This is a genomic window from Micromonospora sp. NPDC023966, from assembly GCF_040639095.1.
Lineage (GTDB): Bacteria > Actinomycetota > Actinomycetes > Mycobacteriales > Micromonosporaceae > Micromonospora.
The window spans coordinates 141226-156716 of the sequence record NZ_JBEZZJ010000001.1; the positions used below are offsets into that span (position 1 = coordinate 141226).

19 protein-coding genes are annotated in these 15491 nt (G+C 74.8%); 10 read left to right on the forward strand and 9 right to left on the reverse strand.

Annotated features, from left to right (window positions below):
* The first annotated feature begins 47 nt into the window (after positions 1-47).
* On the forward strand, positions 48-569 hold the full coding sequence (locus tag AB0F68_RS00660; RefSeq protein ID WP_357331701.1) for a hypothetical protein: 522 nt from the start codon (positions 48-50) through the stop codon (positions 567-569).
* A 10-nt stretch (positions 570-579) separates the two neighbouring features.
* A complete protein-coding gene (gene pheA / locus AB0F68_RS00665) occupies positions 580-1536 on the forward strand; it encodes a prephenate dehydratase (protein WP_357331704.1) in 957 nt (318 codons plus the stop codon).
* Positions 1537-1579: 43 nt separating this feature from the next.
* On the opposite strand, the gene AB0F68_RS00670 is transcribed toward pheA, so the two are convergent.
* The 3 genes from AB0F68_RS00670 to AB0F68_RS00680 all read right to left on the reverse strand — a co-directional run bounded on the left by AB0F68_RS00670 (position 1580) and on the right by AB0F68_RS00680 (position 3258).
* Complete coding sequence (locus tag AB0F68_RS00670) at positions 1580-2302, reverse strand: AIM24 family protein (RefSeq protein WP_089011966.1); 723 nt, start codon at positions 2300-2302, stop codon at positions 1580-1582.
* A gap of 94 nt (positions 2303-2396) precedes the next feature.
* Entirely contained in the window at positions 2397-2741 is a 345-nt protein-coding gene (locus AB0F68_RS00675) for a metallopeptidase family protein (RefSeq protein ID WP_357332852.1), read from the reverse strand.
* 88 nt (positions 2742-2829) lie between these two features.
* Positions 2830-3258 carry an OsmC family protein gene (locus AB0F68_RS00680; RefSeq protein WP_357331709.1) on the reverse strand — a complete coding sequence of 143 codons (429 nt, stop codon included), beginning with the start codon at positions 3256-3258 and terminating at the stop codon, positions 2830-2832.
* A 119-nt stretch (positions 3259-3377) separates the two neighbouring features.
* Between AB0F68_RS00680 and AB0F68_RS00685 the strand changes: the two genes are divergently transcribed.
* The 3 genes from AB0F68_RS00685 (at position 3378) to AB0F68_RS00695 (ending at position 5989) form a co-directional block, all read left to right on the forward strand.
* Positions 3378-4121 (forward strand): hypothetical protein, encoded by a 744-nt coding sequence (locus AB0F68_RS00685; RefSeq protein WP_357331712.1) that lies wholly within the window; start codon positions 3378-3380, stop codon positions 4119-4121.
* A gap of 234 nt (positions 4122-4355) precedes the next feature.
* Entirely contained in the window at positions 4356-5177 is an 822-nt protein-coding gene (locus tag AB0F68_RS00690) for an HAD family hydrolase (RefSeq protein WP_357331715.1), read from the forward strand.
* Entirely contained in the window at positions 5177-5989 is an 813-nt protein-coding gene (locus AB0F68_RS00695; protein WP_357331717.1) for an HAD family hydrolase, read from the forward strand. Before AB0F68_RS00690 ends, AB0F68_RS00695 begins: the two co-directional genes overlap by 1 nt.
* Before the next feature lie 52 nt (positions 5990-6041).
* Here AB0F68_RS00695 and AB0F68_RS00700 read toward each other — a convergent pair whose 3' ends face one another.
* Complete coding sequence (locus AB0F68_RS00700; RefSeq protein ID WP_357331720.1) at positions 6042-6644, reverse strand: bacterial proteasome activator family protein; 603 nt, start codon at positions 6642-6644, stop codon at positions 6042-6044.
* Positions 6645-6728: 84 nt separating this feature from the next.
* Here AB0F68_RS00700 and AB0F68_RS00705 point away from each other — a divergent pair, with 84 nt between their 5' ends.
* Together AB0F68_RS00705 and AB0F68_RS00710 are read left to right on the forward strand one after the other, a co-directional pair.
* Positions 6729-7556, forward strand: a complete 828-nt coding sequence (locus AB0F68_RS00705) for an alpha/beta hydrolase (protein WP_357331722.1) — start codon at positions 6729-6731, stop codon at positions 7554-7556.
* Positions 7557-7605: 49 nt separating this feature from the next.
* A complete protein-coding gene (locus AB0F68_RS00710; protein ID WP_357331724.1) occupies positions 7606-8835 on the forward strand; it encodes an ABC transporter substrate-binding protein in 1230 nt (409 codons plus the stop codon).
* Between the two features lie 60 nt (positions 8836-8895).
* On the opposite strand, the gene ddaH is transcribed toward AB0F68_RS00710, so the two are convergent.
* On the reverse strand, positions 8896-9729 hold the full coding sequence (gene ddaH, locus AB0F68_RS00715; protein WP_357331726.1) for a dimethylargininase: 834 nt from the start codon (positions 9727-9729) through the stop codon (positions 8896-8898).
* A 59-nt stretch (positions 9730-9788) separates the two neighbouring features.
* On the opposite strand from ddaH, the gene AB0F68_RS00720 reads away from it, so the two are divergent.
* Together AB0F68_RS00720 and AB0F68_RS00725 are read left to right on the forward strand one after the other, a co-directional pair.
* Positions 9789-10247, forward strand: coding sequence for an Lrp/AsnC family transcriptional regulator (locus tag AB0F68_RS00720; protein ID WP_357331728.1), 459 nt, complete (start codon positions 9789-9791; stop codon positions 10245-10247).
* Between the two features lie 63 nt (positions 10248-10310).
* A complete protein-coding gene (locus AB0F68_RS00725; RefSeq protein WP_357331730.1) occupies positions 10311-11267 on the forward strand; it encodes a zinc-binding dehydrogenase in 957 nt (318 codons plus the stop codon).
* Positions 11268-11273: 6 nt separating this feature from the next.
* On the opposite strand, the gene AB0F68_RS00730 is transcribed toward AB0F68_RS00725, so the two are convergent.
* The 3 genes from AB0F68_RS00730 to AB0F68_RS00740 form a co-directional block, all read right to left on the reverse strand.
* Positions 11274-12374 (reverse strand): hypothetical protein, encoded by a 1101-nt coding sequence (locus tag AB0F68_RS00730; RefSeq protein WP_357331732.1) that lies wholly within the window; start codon positions 12372-12374, stop codon positions 11274-11276.
* 88 nt (positions 12375-12462) lie between these two features.
* The gene (locus tag AB0F68_RS00735; RefSeq protein ID WP_357331734.1) at positions 12463-12720 is read right to left on the reverse strand and encodes a DUF6457 domain-containing protein; all 258 of its coding nucleotides are present in this window, start codon (positions 12718-12720) and stop codon (positions 12463-12465) included.
* Entirely contained in the window at positions 12717-13316 is a 600-nt protein-coding gene (locus tag AB0F68_RS00740; RefSeq protein WP_357331736.1) for an NTP transferase domain-containing protein, read from the reverse strand. Before AB0F68_RS00740 ends, AB0F68_RS00735 begins: the two co-directional genes overlap by 4 nt.
* Positions 13317-13381: 65 nt before the next feature.
* Between AB0F68_RS00740 and fdhD the strand changes: the two genes are divergently transcribed.
* Complete coding sequence (fdhD, locus tag AB0F68_RS00745; protein WP_357331738.1) at positions 13382-14236, forward strand: formate dehydrogenase accessory sulfurtransferase FdhD; 855 nt, start codon at positions 13382-13384, stop codon at positions 14234-14236.
* Positions 14237-14241: 5 nt separating this feature from the next.
* Here fdhD and AB0F68_RS00750 read toward each other — a convergent pair whose 3' ends face one another.
* Entirely contained in the window at positions 14242-15369 is a 1128-nt protein-coding gene (locus tag AB0F68_RS00750) for a DUF4192 domain-containing protein (protein WP_357331740.1), read from the reverse strand.
* Between the last annotated feature and the right edge of the window lie 122 nt (positions 15370-15491).

The following is a 15491-nucleotide window of genomic DNA, read 5'->3' on the forward strand; positions in this document are numbered from 1 at the left end:
TCGGCCGACCGGCCGCGACGACGTCCCTCGATGCCGAGGATCGCACCGTGCCCTGCACCCCGTCCCACCCCGCCCGCCGACTCCTCCCGGTGGCGCTGACCGCCCTGCTCCCCCTCGCCGGCTGCGGCGCGCCGCCCGAACTGGGCGCCCCGGCCGCGTCCGCGACCACCGCGCCCACCGCCTCCGCCACCCCCACCCCGAGCGCGACGCCCACCGCGCCGGTGACCCCGACCGGGCCGACCCGTACGGCGCCCGCCCCGGACCCGACCGCCACGCCCTGCCGGTCCGGCCCGTCCGGCGACCGGGTGGTCGCCCTGCTGCGCGGCTCGGCCCGGGTGCTGCCCCGGGATGTCCGGGTCACCGTGCGGACCGGGCCGCTCTGCGCGGAGGACTGGCAGTACACCGTGCTGGCGGTGAGCGGGCACGAGGAGCTCCAGGTGGTCACCCGCGGCCGGCCCGCCGCGCTGGAGCTGGTCACCGCCGGCACGGACGTGTGCGGGGTGGAGGTACGCGCCGCCGGCCCGTCCGGCATTCGGACCCTGGCCTGCGACGGCACCCCCGGTGCGTAGTCTGGTCGACATGCCGGGAACACCGCCGACCCGCTTCGTCTACCTGGGTCCCGAGGGCACCTTCGCCGAGCAGGCGCTGCGCACCGTCCCCGCCGCCGAGCGGGGGGACCGGACGCCGGCGCGCAGCGTGGGCGAGGCGCTCGACGCCGTACGGGCCGGGGAGGCGGACGCGGCGCTGGTGCCCCTGGAGAACTCCATCGGCGGCGCGGTCGGGGTGACCCTGGACGAGCTGGCCGAGGGGGACCCGCTGGTGATCACCCGCGAGGTGATCCTGCCGGTCGAGTTCGTGCTCGCCGGCCGCGCCGGGGTCGCGCTGGCCGAGGTGCGCAGCGTGGCGGCCCACCCGCAGGCGTCCACCCAGTGCCGGGGCTGGCTCCGCGACCACCTGCCCGACGCCACCGTGGTCGACGTGCTCTCCAACGGTGCCGCCGCGGCGGGTGCGGCGAGCGGCGAGTACGACGCCGCCATCTGCGCCCCGATCGGCGCCACCCGACACCGGCTGACCGTGCTCGCCGACAAGATCGCCGACCATCCGGACGCGGTGACCCGGTTCGCGCTGCTCTCCCGTCCCGGCCCGCCCCCGCCCCCGACCGGCGACGACGTCACCTCGCTGGCGGTCTACATCGCGCACGACCGGGTCGGCGCGCTGCTGTCGGTGCTCATGGAGCTGGCCACCCGCGGGGTGAACCTGACCCGGATCGAGTCCCGCCCGACCGGCGAGGCGCTCGGCCGGTACGTCTTCTTCCTCGACTGCACCGGCCACGTCGCCGACGCACGTCTCGGCGAGGCGTTGCAGGGGCTGCGCCGGGTCTGCGCCGACGTACGCTTCCTCGGCTCGTACCCCCGGCACCGCTGGAGCCCGGCGGCGAGCGACCGGCCGGTCCCCGCTCCGGCGGGCCTCTCCGACATCGACTACGCGGACGCGGCGGCCTGGCTCTCCCGGCTGCGCGCCGGCGAGCTGAGCTGACGGTGCCGGGGCGCCCGGAGAGGGCGCCCCGCGCACCGGGCGGTCACTGGAGCAGGCCGCCGAGCAGGCCGCCCTGCTGCTGCTGGGCGCCGCTGCCCTGCACCGGCGGCTCCTCCGACGGCTGGACCACGACGAAGCCCTGGCCGGCGAAGCTCATCGTGAACGCCTCGCCGGTGCTGCGGCCGAGCAGCGTGCCCAGGCCGAGCTGCTCGGCCCGGTGGTAGCCGGTCTGGAGGTTGGCCGACCAGCAGACCGCGGCCTGCGGGTCGACGTAGGTGGGCTGGTCGACGTTGAGCACGACCGGGGTGCCCTTGGTGGTGATCGCGATCCGGCCGTGGCCGGTGAAGACGCAGTTGAACAGGCCGGACGAGGACGCCATCCCGGCGCCGCCGACCATCTTGATGTCGTACTGGAGGGTGGAGTCGAAGGCCAGCACGCTCGAACCGTTGATCGACAGGGCGTCGCCGGGCTCCAGGTCGATGATGTGCACGTCCTTGGCGAGCTCGGCCAGGAAGACGTCGCCACGCCCGGAGAGCTTCATCAGCGGCACGCCCTCACCGGTGAGCCGCTGCTTGATGAACTTGCCGATGCCGCCGGAGCCGAGCGCCTGGAACTGCACCTGCCCCTGGTACGCGACCATGGACCCGACCCGGGCCATCGCCTCGCCGTTGAGCTCGATCTTCAGCATCTTGGAGTTCTGCAGCCGCATGCCCGGCTGCTGTGACTCCTTCTCAAGGTTCTCCGCGGAGAACAGCGCGCTGCGCATGGGTTTCCTCCTGCATCGGGGTGTGCCTGCACCGGAGGTTAGGGGACCGACGCAACAGCGGGGATCGGCCGAGCGGGGCGCGACGCGGGCCCGGTCAGCCCCAGCCGAGGGCGTGCAGGCGCTCGTCGTCGATGCCGAAGTGGTGGGCGATCTCGTGCACCACCGTCACCGCCACCTCGTCCACGACGTCCTCCTCGGTGTCGCAGATCCCCAGGATCGGGTTGCGGTAGATGAGGATGCGGTCGGGCAGCACGCCGGCGTAGTCCCAGCCCCGCGAGGTGAGCGAGTGCCCCTCGTAGAGCCCGAGCAGGTCCTCGCCCGGCGGCGGGTCATCCTCGACCAGGATGACCACGTTGCTCATCAGCCCGAGCAGTTCCTCGGGCACCTCGTCGAGCGCCTCGCCGACGAGCTCCTCGAACCGTTCCCGGCTCATCTGCACGGCCACGCCGCCCGGTCACCCCTTCACGATCGGCACGCGGCGCGGCAAGGGTGCCCGGGGCGGGGCACCCTTGCCGGGTCGGGCGTGGTCAGGCCAGGCGGGCGGTCAGCGTGATCTGCGCGCCCGGGGAGAGTAGCCGGGAGATCGGGCAGTTCTCCTTGGCCGCCTCGGCCAGCTTGGTGAACTGGGCCTCGTCCAGGCCCGGGACCTGGCCGACGGTCTCCAGGTCGATCCGGGTCACGGTCATGCCCGCGTCGGTCTTGTCGAAGTGCACTGTGGCGGTGGTGTCCACCGAGGTGTCGGTGGCACCGGCGTCGGCGAGCTGCTTGGAGAGCGCCATCGAGAAGCAGCTGGCGTGCGCGGCGCCGATCAGCTCCTCGGGGTTGGTGCCCTCGCCCTCCTCGAAGCGGGACTTGAAGGAGTAGTTGCCGGTAAAGCCGCCCTTGCCGGTGCGGACGGTGCCGGACCCCTCGGTGAGGTTGCCCTGCCAACGAGCGGAAGCGGTACGGATAGGCATGGCACCGACGCTAACCGAAAGCGGTCCGCCCCGCACCAAGCTGTGGCCTTGCGCTCCCTGTCACCGGGTGCCGCCTGTGTCATGATTCGACGCAGGCCCGCGTACGGGAAGGGTGGCCGATGTCCCAGGATCGTCCCATCCCCAGGCAGGACAGCCGGTCCGACGGCACGACCGTCGTGGAGTGGGGCGACGCCGAACCCGCCCCGTCCGGCGGGATGGGCCGGAGCCTCGCCGGCCTGGGCCGGGACCATCGCCTCCCGCCGGTGCTCGCCGGGCTCGGCGCGGTGGCCGCGGTCGCCTCCCTGATCGGCGAGTGGCTGGTGATGACCGTGCCGAACGGCGACCCGGAGGCGAACGGCCCGATCCGGCTGCCGAGCGGGGTGGCGGAGGTGGGCGGCTTCGGGGTGGCGTATCTCGTGGGCCTGCTCGGGCTGGCGGCCGCCGTGGCCCTGGCCCTGCGCGGCGCCCCGGCGGTGCGGCAGCACGCCCGGCTCGCCGGCCTCGGCGTCGCGGTGGCCCTGCTCGCGGTGCTGACCGCGACCGCCTTCTCGTTGCCGGAGCTGGGCCCGCGCGCCCTCTTCTTCCCCGCCGAGCAGCGGTTGCAGGTGGAGCACGGACGCGGCCTGGTCACCGCATTCCTCGCCACCGTGCTGCTGGCCGCCGCTCTGCACCTGTCCGGCCGGGCCGCCGGCGCGCCCGCCGACCGGACGGACGAGCCCGGGGACGAGCCGGCCGCCGGGGCGCCGGACGGCTGGTCCGGCCGGAGCCGGCGCCGGGCGGTCGAGGACGAGCTGCCCCCGGCCCCGGCCGACCTGAGCGTGCAGCCGACGACGCCCTTCGCCCACCCCGAGCCGCCCCGCTGACGGGGCGCGGCCGCGCCCGTCGCCCCGCCCGGGACCACCCCGGCGTGCCCGCGTGCCGGCGTGCCGGACCGAGCCGCGGAGGGGCACGGACGGCCGCCGCGGGTTGGTGTCCGATTCGCCGAAAAGCCATGGTTGCGACCCGTTCCGCGAGATACGGTTGCTGCCCGCCGTCCGGGGGCCGCGGCACCGAGGACCTGGTCGGCCGACGCGACGGCGGCGGGCGAAGGAGGAACCATGACCCGCCCGGGCCTGCCCAAGCTGATCGCCACCGACCTCGACGGCACGCTCGTCCGCAGCGACGAGACCGTCTCCGCGTACACCCACGAGGTGCTCGACCGGGTGCGGGCCGCGGGGATCCCGGTGGTCGGCGCCACCGGCCGGGGGCCGCGGCTGACCGAGCTGACCCGTAACGACATCCGCGCCGCCGACTTCCTGGTGATGGCCGGCGGGGGCCGGGTGGTCGACCAGAGCGACCCCGCGGGGCCCCTGGTGCTGCGCGACGAGCGCCTCTCCGGCGCGGTGCTGACCCGGATCCTCGCCGATCTGGAGGCCGCCGTCGGCCCGCTCACCGTGATGGTGGAGGCGTCCGACGAGCCCGACGCGCCGCTCTGGGGTGACTACCACCCGAGCTGGCCCTACCAGGACCGGTTCGAGGCGCGCAGTCGCGCGGAGTGCCTCTCCTGCGACGTGCTCAAGGCGTTCGCGCGGACCGCCGACCATCACGTGGACGAGCTGCTGGCGGTGGCCCGCCGGATCGTCCCGGCCGAGCTGGCCACGCTCACCCAGGCCGGGCTCGGCTTCGTCGAGATCTGCCCGCCCGGGGTGGACAAGTCCACCGGGCTCAGCGTGGTCGCCGAGCGGCTCGGCGTCGACCCGGCCGAGGTGCTGGTCTTCGGCGACCAGCCGAACGACCTGCCGATGTTCGGGTGGGCCGGCTGGGGCCGGGTGGCGGTGGCCAACGCGCACCCGGACGTGCTGGCCGCGGCCGACGAGATCACCCTGCGCAACGACGACGACGGCGTCGCGGTCTACCTGGACCGACTACTCTCCCGGTGATGGGAGAGGCACCTCGACTCGTCGCGACCGACATCGACGGCACTTTGCTGCGGGACGACCGGACGCTCAGCCCGCGTACCGCGGCGGTGCTGGCCCGGATCTCCGCGGCGGGCACGCCCGTCGTGCTGGTCACCGGCCGTCCCATCCGCTGGCTCCAGCTCGTGTACGACCAGCTCGCCGAGCCGCTGCCGGCGATCTGCGCGAACGGCGCGGTGGTGTACGACCCGGTCACCGACGAGGTGCTCCGGGCCGACCCGCTCGCCCCCGAGCTGCTGGCCGAGGTGGCCCGGCGGCTGCGGGCGGAGGTGCCCGAGGTGAGCTTCGCGGTGGAGATCGTGGACAGCCGGCAGATGCGGCACGAGGCGCACTACCCGCTGCGCTGGGACGCCGACGCCGACGCGATCCGGGCCGTCGAGTCGCCGGAGGAGCTGCTCGCCGTCCCGGCGGTGAAGCTGCTGGCGCGGGCCGGGGAGCAGGATCCGGACGTGTTCGTCCGGGTGGTGGCCGGCGCCCTGCAGGGGCTGGCCGAGGCGACCCACTCGTCGTACAGCGGGCTGGTGGAGATCTCCGCCGCCGGGGTGACCAAGGCCGCCGGCCTGGCCTGGTACGCGGCGCGGCTCGGCTTCGACGAGCGGGACGTGCTGGCCTTCGGCGACATGCCGAACGACGTGCCGATGCTCACCTGGGCCGGCCGGGCGGTGGCGGTCGCGAACGCGCACCCGGCCGTCCTGGCGATCGCCGACGAGGTGACCGGGGCGAACAGCGAGGACGGCGTGGCCGCGTATCTGGAACAGGTCTTCGGGGTGGCCTGACCGGCCGGGCGGGCGCCCGGCCGGTCAGCGGTGGTGTCGCGCCCCGGGGCGGTCAGAGGTACTGGCCGGGTGCGTGGCCCTCGTTGGTCTGCGGCATGCCCGGCATGCCCGGCACCATCCCGCCCGGGCCGCTGGGCAGCGCCTGCCGGCCGGAGCGCATCTGCTCGAGCTGGACGCGGGCGGCCATCTGCTGGGCGACCAGCGCGGCCTGGATGCCGTGGAACAGCCCCTCCAGCCAGCCGACCAGCTGTGCGTGGGCGATCCGCAGCTCGCTCTCGCTGGGCGCCTGGTCCTCGGTGAAGGGCAGCGAGATCCGCTCCAGCTCCTCGCGCAGCTCGGGGGCGAGGCCCTCCTTCAGCTCGACGATCGAGCGCTCGTGGATCTCGCGCATGCGGTGCCGGCTGGCGTCGTCCAGGGGCGCCGCCTTGACCTCCTCCAGCAGCTGTTTGATCATGCTGCCGATCCGCATCACCTTAGCGGGCTGCTCGACCAGGCGGGTCGGATCCTCACCCTGGCCATCGTCGGTCTGCACCGTGCCGACCGGCCGGCCGTCCGGCCCGACCACCACCACGGTGCCGGGGATGCCATCGTTGCCCTGTTCGTTGCCCTGTTCGTCGTCCTGTCCGGCGAAGCGCGCTTCGGTCATGGGACCCATCTTTACCCACCCCCACCACGCGCACGCGGCCGGACCGGCTGCCGGGCCGGAACCACCCGGCCGGGGCGCGCTACCGTCGCCGTCATGCCCGCAGACCCGCGCGCCGTGCTGACCCGGCCGGCCCCGCCGCCGGACGCCACCGTCGCCTACGGCGACCACCCGGACCAGTGCGCCGACCTCCGCCGCCCGGCCGGCGACGGACCGCCCCGGCGGCTGGTGATCGTCGTGCACGGCGGCTTCTGGCGGGCCGAGTACGACCGCACCCACACCGGCCCGATGGCGGCGGCGCTGGCCGCGCTCGGCCACCCGGTCGCCCAGGTCGAGTACCGGCGCACCGGCCAGCCGGGCGGTGGCTGGCCGCACACCCTCACCGACGTGCTGGCGGGGGTGGCGGCGCTGCCCGGGCTGGCCGCGGCCGCGCTGCCCGGGCTGGTGACGGCCGATCCGCCGATCGTGGTCGGTCACTCGGCGGGCGGGCACCTGGCGCTGTACGTGGCCGCGCACGCCCCGGCCACGGTCGGCGGCGTGCTGGCGCTGGCGCCGGTCGCGGACCTCGCCGAGGCGTACCGGCTGGACCTGGACTCCGGCGCGGTGGCCGCGCTGCTCGGCGGGGGCCCGGCCGAGTTCCCCGACCGGTATGCGGCGGCCGATCCATCGTCGTTGGTGCCGATCCGAGTACGCACGGTAGTCATGCACGGGTTGCTCGACCGGCAGGTTCCGGTCGCCCTCAGCCGCTCCTGGGTGGCGGCCGCCCGGGCGGCCGGCAGCCCCGCCACGCTGGTCGAGCTGCCCGAATGCGAGCATTTCGGGCTGATCGCGCCGGACTCGGCCGCCTGGCCGCAGGTGGTGGCCGGGTTGCGGTCCCTGCACGATGATCTTCAGGGCATTGACGCAGCGTCGTCGAGCAGGTAGAACGCCGGAGGGGCGTGCACCCCTGGACGCTCCATCGGGAAGGAAACTGGTGTCACAGATGAACCGCAGGCGGGCACTACAACTGCTGGCCGCGCTGGGAACCACCGGGCTGGCGGCGGGCTGTGGCTCCGGGACCGACTCCGCGGACGAGGCGAAGCCCGGCAGTCCGATCAAGATCGGTCTGATCGTTCCGGGCAGCGGCCCGAACAAGTTCATCGGGGACGAGATCACCAACGGGTTCCAGCTCTTCCTCAACCTCAACGAGGGGCAACTCGGCGGCCACCCGGTGACGCTGGTGCCGGCCGAGGAGGGCGACACCGCCAAGACCGGCCAGGCCGCCGTCGACGGGCTGCTCAAGGAGGGCGTGCTGGCGCTCACCGGCGTGGTCAGCTCCGCCGTGATGACCGGCATCCGGGACGCCGTGGAGCAGGCGCGGGTCCCGCTGATCGGCTCCAACGCCTCCCCCATCAGCCTGCAGAGCGTCGTCTACATCTGGCGTACCTCGTACGTGCTGGACGAGCCGGGCGAGGCGCTGGGGCAGTACCTGCGGCAGACCCTGGACGACTCCAGCCGGATCGCCATCTTCGCCACCCAGGGCCAGAGCAGCCGCGACGTCATCGACGGCCTCCGGCGCGGGTACGAGCAGGGCGGCCGCCGGCTCACCGAGGAGCCGATCTTCACCACCGACTTCGCCAACCCCGGCAAGGGGGTCTACACGGGCTCGATCCGCAAGGCCCTGGACCGGCGGCCCGGCCCCGACGCGGTCTTCTGCCACTACTCCGGGGCGCAGGCGGTGCAGTTCATCAAGCAGCTCTACGCCCAGGGTTACCAGGGCCCGATCTACGCGCCGGGCTTCCTCACCGAGGGCGCCGTGCTCGGCCAGCTCGACGACGGGGAGAAGGGCGAGGAGCGGGCGCTGATCGAGAAGTACGGCATCCAGACCGCGCTGAACTACTCCGCCGACCTGAACAACACCGCCAACCGCGTGTTCGCCTCGGCCTACCGCAAGACGCACAACGTCTCCCCGACCACCTACGCGATGGCCTCGTACGACGCCGCGCAGGTGCTCGACAAGGCGATCCGGCTGGTCGGCGAGAACCCGACCCCACAGCAGGTCAACCTGGCGCTCGGCAAGATCGGCCAGATCGACAGCCCGCGCGGCGCCTGGCAGTTCAACCAGCCGCGCACCCCGCAGCAGAAGTGGTACCTGCGCCGGGTCGAGCTCGACGGCCGGATGCTCTCCAACGTCGTGATCAGCGAGCTGGCCACGCTCGGCTGATCCACCCCGGGTACGCGAAACGGGCGGCCTCCCCTCGGGGAGACCGCCCGTTCCCGTACGTCAGTGGCGCAGCTCGGCGATGCAGCACTTCACGCTGCCGCCGCCCTTCTTCAGCTCGGCCAGCTCGACCGGGACCGGGTGGTAGCCCGCCGTCTTGAGCTTGCCGGCCAGCCGGCTCGCCTCGCTGTTCAGCACGACGTTGAGCCCGTCGCTGACCAGGTTGAGGCCGAAGGCCAGGGCGTCCTCGTCGTCCGCGACCACCGCGTCCGGGAAGAGCTGGGCGAGCACCTTCTGGCTGGCCGTCGAAAAGGCGCCCGGGTAGTAGACGATGTTCTCGTCGTCGATCGAGGCGAGCGCCACGTCCAGGTGGTAGAAGCGCGGGTCGACCAGGCGCAGCGAGACCACCGGCCGGCCGAGCGCCTCCTGCGCCTCGGCGTGCGCGGCCGGCTCGGTGCGGAAACCGTGGCCGGCGAGGACCAGCCCGCCGTGTGCTTCCGGCAGGTAGGCGAAGTCGCCCTCGCCCTCGTTGGTCTCGCTCGGCGCGATGAACCGCCAGCCGTTCTGCTCGTAGAACGCCCGGTGCACGGCGGCCTCGGCGGCCCGCTGCTCGTGCTTGAACTGGGCGCCGTAGACCGTGCCGTCGACCACGAACGCGCCGTTCGCGGCGAAGACCATGTCCGGCAGCCCGCGCTCGGGGGTGAGCAGGTGCACCTCGTGGCCGAGGCCGACCAGGGTCTCCCGCAGGCGGTCCCACTGCTTGACCGCCAGGTCGGTGTCGACCGGCGCGGTCACGTCCATCCACGGGTTGATCGCGTACTCGACCGTGAAGTGCTCGGGCGAGCACATGAGATATGTCCGCTTTCGCGGGACTCGCTGCTGGTTCACGGTCACCAAGAGTAGGTACGGTACAACTTTGGTAACAGCCACAACCATTGCTTCCCAGAGGCGGAACGTTGCAGATAGACGCGGTCGACCAGCGAATCATTGCGTTGCTCGTGGCGGATGCCCGCGCCTCGTACGCGGACATCGGCACGCGGGTGTCACTCTCCGCCCCCGCGGTCAAGCGCCGGGTCGACCGACTCCGATCGGCGGGGGTCATCCGGGGCTTCACCGCGGTCGTCGACCCGGCCGCCGTCGGGTGGACCACGGAGGCGTTCGTCGAGCTGTTCTGCGCCGGCCGGACCACCCCCGCCCAGATCGGCGCCGCCGCGAGGCGGCATCCCGAGGTGGTCGGGGCGTACACCGTCTCCGGCGAGGCGGACGCGCTGGTGCACCTGCGGGCGGCCGACATCGCGCACCTGGAGGATGCACTGGAGCGGCTGCGGGCCGAGTCGTTCGTCACCTCGTCCCGCAGCACCATCGTCCTCTCCCGGCTGGTCGAGTCCCCCGGCGTCGGCCCCTCCTCGGCTTGACCTGAAGCCCACTTCAGGTCGTCAACTGGGACCGGAGTTCGGCGGGGACAGCGGGGAGGCGACGTGCGAGCGGTGTGGCTACGGGAGTTCGGCGGGCCGGAGGTGCTGGTGCCGGGGCCGGCGCCGGATCCGGTGCCCGGTCCGGGGCAGGTGCTCGTCGAGGTGGCGCACGCGAACATCACCTTCGTCGAGACGATGTTCCGGGCGACCGGGTTCGGCCCGTTCGCCGCGTCCCTGCCGGTGATCCCCGGCAACGGCGTCGGCGGGACGATCACCGGGGTCGGCGCCGGGGTGGACCCGTTGCTGCTCGGCCGGCGGGTGGTCAGCGCCACCGGCGGCTCCGGCGGGTACGCCGAGCGCGTGGTGGTGGACCAGGGCGCGCCGATCCCCGTACCGGACGGGTTGCCGCTGGACGCGGCCGTGGCGCTGCTCGCGGACGGCCGGACCGCGCTGATGCTGGCCCGGGCGGCCGGGTTGCGGCCCGGCGAGCGGGTGCTGGTCGAGGCCGCGGCCGGCGGGGTGGGCGGCCTGCTCACCCAGCTCGCCACCGCGGCCGGCGCTCGGGTGGTCGCCGCGGCCGGCGGTCCCCGCAAGGTCGCCCTGCTCCGCGAGCGCGGCCTCGACCCGGTGGTCGACTACCGGGAGCCGGACTGGACCGACCGGGTCCGGGCCGCCGTCGGCGGGGTGGACGTGGTCTTCGACGGGGTCGGCGGGCAGCTCGCCCGGGCCGCCTTCGACCTGCTCGACCGCGGCGGGCGGATGCTCAGCTTCGGGCTGGCCAGCGGCGCCTGGGCAGACCTGCCCGAGGAGGAGGCCACGGCCCGCGGGGTGACCCTGCTCCGCGCCGGCGGCACGCCCGACGAGCTGCGCGCCCTCGCCGAACAGGCCCTCGCCGAGGGGGCCGCCGGCCGGCTGCGGCCGCTCATCGGGCAGCGCTTCCCGCTGGACCGGGCCGCCGACGCGCACGCCGCCATCGAGTCCCGGGCCACGGTCGGCAAGACCCTCCTCGACGTCCGCTGACGCGGGTCAGAGATACATGCCGGTGCGGTGCTCCTGCGGGCGGGCCGGCTTGTCCCCCTCGCCGAAGAAGCGCTTGCCGCCGAACTCCCCGTGCAGCCGATCGTCCAGCTCGTCGGCCAGCCCGGTCATCACCTGCACGGCGAGCATGAGGTGGGTGGCCTGGAAGTTGCGGCCGAACACCGGGATCGAGGCCCACACCGTGTCGTCGGCGCAGTAGAGCCGGCCGATCGGCATCCGGTTGGTCAGCTCGGAGAGCTTCACGTAGAGCCGCTCGGTCGGCTCGACCTCGGTCAGCACCGGGGAGAAGACGTCGACGAGGGGCGGGTTGTCGCGGACCCGGACGAAGACCATCGCCGAGCCGGCGCGGATGTTGATGTCACCGTCCGAGTCGACCTGCACCTGGTCGGACTTCGACTTCAGCATGGTGGAGACGACGGTGCGCACCCGCTCCTCCAGGGCCAGCACGTCGTTCTCGCCGGCCTGCTTGGTGGCGGCGGCCGCCAGCGCCTCGTCGAGGTCGGCCTCGACGTCGCGGTCCGGGCCGAACTCGCTGCGGGCGGTACCGAGCGGCTCCTCCGGCAGCGGCTCTCCCTCGGCGTCGTGCACCAGGTAGACCAGGAAGGCGGGGTGCGGAGCGCCGTAGACGTCGCGCAGCGTCCGGGACAGCACGGCCGACAACCGGGTCGCCTCGTCGGTGCCGCAGTCCAGGCCGAACTGCTCGCCGGAGCCCGCCACCACACCGGGCGGGGACCAGCCGAGCGCGATCATGTCGGCCACCGCGGCCCGGTCCAGCCGGTAGCCCGGAGGCAGGGTGGCGTTGCCGACCGCCCGGGCCGAGAGGCGGCCCTCCTCACCGGCGTCCACGCTCACCGAGTAGACGGCGTCCCCGGTGCCGGAGGCGGTCGGGTCGAGGGTGACCTCCAGGTGCGCGCCGGCGGGCAGCCCGCGCAGCCGCTCGGCCAGCGCACGGGCGAACTCCCGCCAGGCCTCGGTCACCTTGGCCCGCAGGTCGGCCGTGCTCGGCTCGTCCAGCAGGATCGACTCGTGCTGCTCCGGCGTCGCGCCGGCGGGCTCAGCGGCCGGTGCCGAGGGGTGGTCTGCCGTCATGATCGCCTCCGTCCGTCCTCGCCACCCTACCCACGGACGGTGGGGGTCGAATCACCCCGACCGGGATCGGACAGCGGGCCCGCAGGCGCTAGTCGGCGGGGGCCGTCCCGTCCAGCTCCACCGGCCAACTGCCGGCCAGCGCGCTGAGCCGGGCGGCCGCCGCGGCCGGGTCCGCGCCGCGCCCCACGGCCACCCCCAGGAGGTACGCGGTGACCGGCGCCCCCGGCCGCAGCACCTGGTGCGCCACGTCCTTGGCCAGGTCGAGCACGGTCGGCACCGACACCTCGGCCGGGTCCAGCCCCAGCTCGGCGCAGGCCGCCGTGACCCAGTCGTCCATCACCGTCATCGCGTCCACTCCTCGGCCCGGCGTACGTCCTCGTCAGTGTCGCAGTCGAACCAGGGCGGCGGCCCGGAGCCGGACCACGACACCTCCCGCACCGTCGTGCCGGCCAGCAGCGCGCGCACCGGCGCCCCGTCGACCGTGCCGCCGCGCTCGGCGGCGAGCCGGTCGAGATCGGCCCGCAGCGCGCTCACCCGCCACACCGCGCAGAGCTGCTGCCGCCGGCCGTCGCCGTCGACGTAGCAGGCCATCCCGGCGGCCGAGCCGTCGAGGGCGGCCCGCAGCTCGGCCACCGCCGCCGGGGTGAGCAGCGGCAGGTCGGCCGCGAGCAGGGCAACCGTGGTCGTGCCGGGATCGAGCAGGGCCAGCCCGGCCGCGGTCGCGGCCACCGGGCCGCCGCCGGGCGGTTCCTCGCGGGTCACCCGGATCCCCGCGGGCACCGGGCCGGTCGGCCCGACCACGATCCGCGTGCCCGCGTCGGCCACCGCCGCCAGCACCCGGTGCAGCATCGGCCGGCCGCCGACCGGGCGGGCCGGCTTGTCCACCCCGCCCATCCGGCGGGCCGCGCCGCCCGAGAGCACCACCGCCGCGTACGCCGTCACCGGGCCACCGTAACCGCGGGGACGTCGCCGTGCGGGTGCCCGGGGGCGCGGGGCAGGATGGCGGCATGGGACGGGCGACTGACCGGCGCGGCGTGCTCCGGATCGACCTCGACGCGGCGGCCGACGGGCGGGCGCGGATACGCCGGCAGGACACCCTGGCGGTGGAGGAGCCGATGGAGATCCGGGTCGGCCCGGCGGGGCCGGGCCGTCGCAGGCCGCTCGCGGTGACCATGCGCACCCCCGGTGACGACCTGGACCTGGCGATCGGCTTCCTGCTCACCGAGGGGCTGATCCGGTCGGCCGACGACGTGCACACCGCGCAGCTCTGCGCCGGGGCGGAGACCCCGAACACCTACAACGTGGTGGACGTGGTGCTGGCCCCCGGCGTGCCGGAGCCCGTCACCGACCCGGCCCGCAACTTCTACACCACCAGCTCGTGCGGAGTCTGCGGCAAGGCGAGCATCGATTCCGTCCGGACCCGCTCGCAGTTCGCCGTACGCGAGGACCCGCTGGCGGTGACCGCCGAACTGCTCGCCGGGCTGCCCGACCGGCTACGGGCGGCACAGCGCGCCTTCGACCGCACCGGCGGCCTGCACGCGGCCGGGCTCTTCACCGCCGCCGGCGAGCTGGTCGTGCTGCGCGAGGACGTCGGCCGGCACAACGCGGTGGACAAGGTGGTCGGCTGGGCCGTCCGGGAACGCCGGCTGCCGCTGGCCGGGCACGTGCTGCTGGTCTCCGGCCGGGCCAGTTTCGAACTGACCCAGAAGGCGTGGATGGCCGGCGTGCCGCTGCTCGCCGCGGTCTCCGCGCCCAGCACACTCGCCGCCGACCTGGCCGAGGAGGCCGGGATGACGCTGGTCGGATTCCTGCGCGGCGGGACCATGAACGTCTACACCGGCGCGCAACGCGTGCCCGGCTGACCCGGTCACCGGCGGGGCCGGCGCCGGCGGCGACGCAGCACCGCCGGGCCGGCGGTCGCCGGCCAGCCGTCCAGCTCGGACGGGGACAGCCCACGGCGGAGCGCGTCGTCGAGGAGCACGGCGAGTGAGTAGCCGGGGTGGGCGGCGAGCACCCGTTCCAGGGCCACGGAGGCCAGCGCGCCGTGGCCCGCCCGCCAGGCGGCGAAGGCCAGCAGGCTGCCCGGGGCGGCGATCAGCTCCGGCTCGGCCCGACGCAGCACGTCGTTCCAGAGGCTGATGTCGGCGTCCCGCCCGTCGGTGCGGGACCAGGCCTGGTCGCGTACCGGGAGGTGGGTGAGGAGCACGGTCAGCCAGGCCACCTCGTCGTCGCCGAGCCGCTCACCGCGCCGGTGCCGGCGGAACGCGGTGCGCACCGCCCCCGCCCCTGCCGAGCGGACCGAACGGCCCGTCCCGGCCGCCTCCCCGGCCGGTCCGGTCCTCTCCCCGGCGGTCGCCTCCCCGGCCAGGTCGGCTGCCTCCCCGACCGGGCCGCTCGCCTCTGCGGCCAGGCCGCTCGCCTCCCCGGCCAGGCCGGCAAGGCGGCGGCGGGCGCGGGCGGTGGCCCGGCGCATGGCCACCCGGACCGGCCCACCGAGCGGGGACACCTGCGCGGCCAGCGCGGCCCGGTCGGGCAGGGCGACCTGACCGGCGAAGACGGCCGCCGCGCTGACCTCGCTGGCCGCCGCGTCGTAGGGGGTGCCCTCGGGCGGGCAGCAGGCCGGCTCGGCGCAGAGGTAGGACCACCAGCGCCCCTCGGTCACCCGGAGCGCGTCGAGGACGAGCAGTCCGGCCTCGTCCAGCGCCTCGCCGACCGCGTCCACCGCGCCGGTGACCCGGGTGGCCGGACCGTAGCCGATCACGGTGGCGGCGTCGGTGCCCTGCCGGGCCACCACCCCGGCCAGATGCCGGGCGGCCGGGCGCGGGTCGGTGCCCGGCCCGGGCAGGTCACCGCGGGCGGCGAAGACGACCCGCCGGCCGCGCACCGCCACCACCACGACGCTGTCGGCGGGATGGAACCCGAGCAGGTACGGCACGGCGGCGACGAGGTCGGCGGGCGAGCGGACGGCGAGGCGGGGGCGCTCGGTGGAGTTCATGCCGGGAGCGTGCGGCGGGCCGGTGCCGGTGCGACAGGCCCTGTGGACGACACGCGGGTTGTCCACAGATACGGAGAGTATCGGGCCAGGTCGGCGAGGAACGGCACCCGCCGGAGTCGTGC